The organism is Nonomuraea antri, assembly GCF_013283785.1.
Classification (GTDB): Bacteria; Actinomycetota; Actinomycetes; order Streptosporangiales; family Streptosporangiaceae; genus Nonomuraea; species Nonomuraea antri.
Genome location: NZ_JABCPZ010000432.1, coordinates 1 through 3,829, shown reverse-complemented (window position 1 = coordinate 3,829; position 3,829 = coordinate 1). Strand labels below are relative to the sequence as shown.

General features: G+C 69.7%; 2 protein-coding genes. Both read right to left on the bottom strand.

Annotated elements, in window-relative coordinates:
* Positions 1-92 precede the first annotated feature (92 nt).
* Positions 93-1,775, bottom strand: coding sequence for a carbohydrate-binding protein (locus HII36_RS53880; RefSeq protein WP_173531152.1), 1,683 nt, complete (start codon positions 1,773-1,775; stop codon positions 93-95).
* Positions 1,772-3,592, bottom strand: coding sequence for a cellulose binding domain-containing protein (locus tag HII36_RS53875; protein ID WP_173531151.1), 1,821 nt, complete (start codon positions 3,590-3,592; stop codon positions 1,772-1,774). The genes HII36_RS53880 and HII36_RS53875 overlap by 4 nt, the downstream gene beginning before the upstream one ends.
* Between the last annotated feature and the right edge of the window lie 237 nt (positions 3,593-3,829).

Here is a 3,829-nt window from a genome sequence, read left to right as displayed (position 1 = left end):
GGGGGTGGGGATCGGTGGGCCGGGGAGAGCGGGGTGGTGGAGGTCACCCGTTGGCGAGCGCTCCCCGGCCGGTTCCGAGGCCGGCGGGTGGGTCAGAAGCCGGCGGTGATCCTGGTGAACTCCCATTCGCCCTGGGGCTGGCCGCCGCCGTTGACCCGGTCGCGGTTGGTCGACCAGAAGGCCAACCTGGTCAGGCCCTTGGACTTGGCCCAGTCGCGGATCTGCGTCCACATCGCGGGCGTGGTCACTTCACCCTGGTCGGAGTTGCCGTTCATGCCCGAGATGCCCATGTGCTCGTAGGCCTGCGCGTCGGTCCACCCGAAGGCGTTCTTGAGCGCGTTCTTGAGCCCCTCGGAGGCGTTGACGGTGTCCTGGTACATGTTCGTGCCGCCGAAGTTGAACGGCATGATCGTGTAGTTGTCGATCGGCGCGCCCAGTGCCTTGGCCTGGTTGACCAGGCGGACACCGTGCGAGTTGAGGCCCGACTTCAGCGTGGGGATGGTGACCACGATCTTGATGTTCGGGTTGTTCTGCTTGACGATCTTGAGCGCGTTCAGGATGCGGTCCTGGACGGTGTAGTTCTCGAACTCGTCGCTGTTCTCGATGTCGAAGTCCACGACCGCCGGTCCGACGGCGTTGATGACCTGCTGCACCGCGTTCGCGAACGCCTGCGGCGAGGAGCAGTTCGGGCCGAGCTTGTTGCCCGACCAGCCGCCGAAGGAGATCTCGACGCTGCCGCCCTTGGACTTGATCGTGTTGATCGCCGCCGCGTCGGTGCCGCCGGTCAGCGGACGCTGGCCGTCCCAGGCCGGGTTGCAGCCGTTCTGGGCGAGGATGAACGCCATCGTGAACGCCTTGACGCCGGTCGCGTCCATCACGGTGCCCGGGTTGGGCGGGTTGCCCCAGCCCATGTAGAGGTACGGCGCGCCGGGCATCTTGTTGCCGCCGCCGGGGCAGCCGGTGGTGGTGCCGGTCACCGAGGCGCTGGCCGGCGACTCACCGACCGTGTTGTACGCCTTGATCGTGTACGTGTGCGTCGAGCAGGTGCTCAGCGAGCCGATCGTGGCCGAGGTGCCGGTGCCCGTGGACACCACCGTGGTGCCCTCGTACACGCGGTAGCCGGTGACGGTGCCGGAGGAGGCGCCCCACGTCAGCGACAGCGAGCTGTTGGTCGAGGCGGTGACGCTGGGTGCGCCGGGCTGGCCGGGTGCGCCGTTGTTGCCGCTGGTGCTGGCCGTGATCGAGGTGCTCGGCTGCGACTGGTTGCCGGCCGCGTCGCGGGCCCTGACCGTGTAGGTGTAGCTGGTGCCGGCCGCCAGGCCGGTGTCGGTGTAGGTGGTGCCGGTCGCCGTGCCGACCTGGGTGCCACCGCGGAAGATCAGGTAGCCGGTGACGCCGACGTTGTCGGTCGAGGCGTTCCAGGCCAGCGCGATGGTGCTGGTCGTGGCGCCGGTCGAGCGGAGGTTGGCGGGCGTGGACGGCGCGACGTTGTCGCCGCCGCCGGTGGCGCGCTTCCACAGGGCCGGCACGTTCGACGGCTCCCAGCCGGGCAGCGAGGTGTGCCCCTGGATGCACTCGTACTCGACGCCGTTGTAGGTGACGCGGGCGCCGGTGGCGTAGGCGGTCCAGGCGGCCCATTCGGCGGCGGCGGCCGACTGGACGGTGCCGGTGCTCACGCTGACGGCGTTCGCCGAGGCCGGGGCGCTGAGCGCGGCGCCGGTCAGGGTCAGCGCCAGTGCGCTCACTAATGCGGTGATCTTATGGCGATATCTCATGACATTCCCTGGAGGTGGGGCTTGACGGTCTTGGAGAAGTTCCAGTTGTGGCTGGCGTCCCAGTTGATGGACCAGGTCATGGCGCCCCGGATGTCCGGGTAGGCGCGCGGCGGCACGAAGCTGCCGCAGTTGGTGCGCTTGGCCAGGCAGTCGAGCGCCTGGTTGACGAGAGTGGGTGACACGATTCCGCCGCCGGCCGCGCCGGGGCCCGCGGGCAGGCCCAGCGCCACCTGGTCGGGGCGCAGGCCGTTCTCGAGCTGGATGCAGGCCAGCGCGGTCATGAAGTTGACCGTCCCCTGCGAGTAGGCCTGGGCCTGGTCGCAGCCGAGCATCGAGCCGGAGTTGTAGAACTGCGTGTGGACGACCGTGAGGATGTCCTTGATGTTCAGCGCGAGCTTGAAGTACTCCATGCCGGTCGACTGCATGTCGATCGTCTGCGGGGCCATCGTGATGATCAGGTCCGAGCCGGCCTGGGCCCGCAGCGACCTGAGCGCCTGGCCCATGTAGGTGGCGTTGAGCCCGTTCTCCAGGTCGATGTCCACACCGTCGAAGCCGTAGCTCTGCATGAGCGCGTACACCGAGTCGGCGAACCTGGTGGCCGCGGCGCCGCTGGCGACCTGGACGCGGCCGGCCTCGCCGCCGACCGACAGGATGACCCGCTTGCCCTTGGCGTGCAGGGCCTGCACGTCGGCCTTGAACTGGGCGTCGGTGTAGCCGCCGACGGCGGTGGCCAGCGCCGGGTCGAGCCCGAACGTGACCTCACCGGGGGTGGAGGTGGCCTCGCCGAACGCGATCGCGATCAGGTCGTACTCGTTGGGCACGGCCGACAGCTTGAGCTCGACGGCCGGGTTGACGAAGTTGTGCCAGTAGCCGGTGAGGAAGTGCTTGGGCAGCGGGTCGGTCTTGCAGCCCGAGGTGGTGAGGCTGACCGGGTCGCTGGCCGGGCCGTCGCCGTTGGCGTTCGAGGCGATGACCTTGAACGCGTAGGACGTGCAGGCGGTCAGCCCCGAGATCGTGATGGACGGCGAGGTCACGGTGGCGACGAGCGCGTTGTCCCGGTACACCTTGTAGCTGGTGGCGTTGGGCACGGCCGGCCAGGTCAGCGAGACGCTGGTGGACGTCTGCGCCGACACCGCGATCGGTCCCGCCTTGCCCGGCAGGCCGGTGCCGCAGCCGGTGGTGGTGGCGCTCACCGCGTCGCTGGCCGCGGACTCACCCGCCGAGTTGTAGGCCTTGACGGTGTAGGTGTGGCTTTCGCAGGTGCCCAGGCCGCTGATCGTGGCCGAGGTGCCGGTGACGGTGGCCTTGACCGCGGTGCCCTCGTACACCCGGTATCCGGTCACCGTTCCGCTGGAGGCCCCCCAGGTCAGCGCGATGCTGGTGTTCGTGGTCGTGGCCGCGGGGGCGCCGGGCTTGCCGGGCACCTCGACGCTCGAACCGCCGCAGGGCGAGCCGTTGAGCGTGCAGCCGGTGATGCCGGGGAAGTTGCCCGGGCTGCCGTTGAAGCCGAAGCTGGTGCTGGCCCCCGCGGCGAGCGCGCCGGCCCAGGAGGGCGGCGTGAACGTGTAGTGCTGGCCGCTACGGGTCATGACCGCGTCCCAGGCGGACGGGATCGAGTGCCCGGCGGGCACGTCGAACTGGACGTTCCAGTTCAGCGGGGCGGACGTGCCGTTGGTGACGGTGACCTTGCCCTCGAAGCCGGAGCCCCAGTCGGCGACCTTGACGAAGGTCGCGGTGGCGGCGGCCGCCTGGGCCGGCAGTGCGATGAGTCCGAGTGCGAGGGTCGCGAGCGCTACTAATATCGCGCGATATTTCACGATGCGTCCTTTTAGCTGTGGCGTGCCGTACGGCTTGCGCCGGGGGGTGAGAGCGCAAGCCGTACGGCACGGCCCGTGGAGGTGAAGCACGGGCCTATCGGGGGATGTCAGCGCAGGCCGGGAATCAGGACGGCGGCCTTGATGAGTGCGGTCTTCTCTGCGGCCCGGCGATCGCCGGGTGCCGGCGCGGCGACGATGGCGGCCTGGCGGGCGAGATGCGGGCGGTGGGGGGTCCTG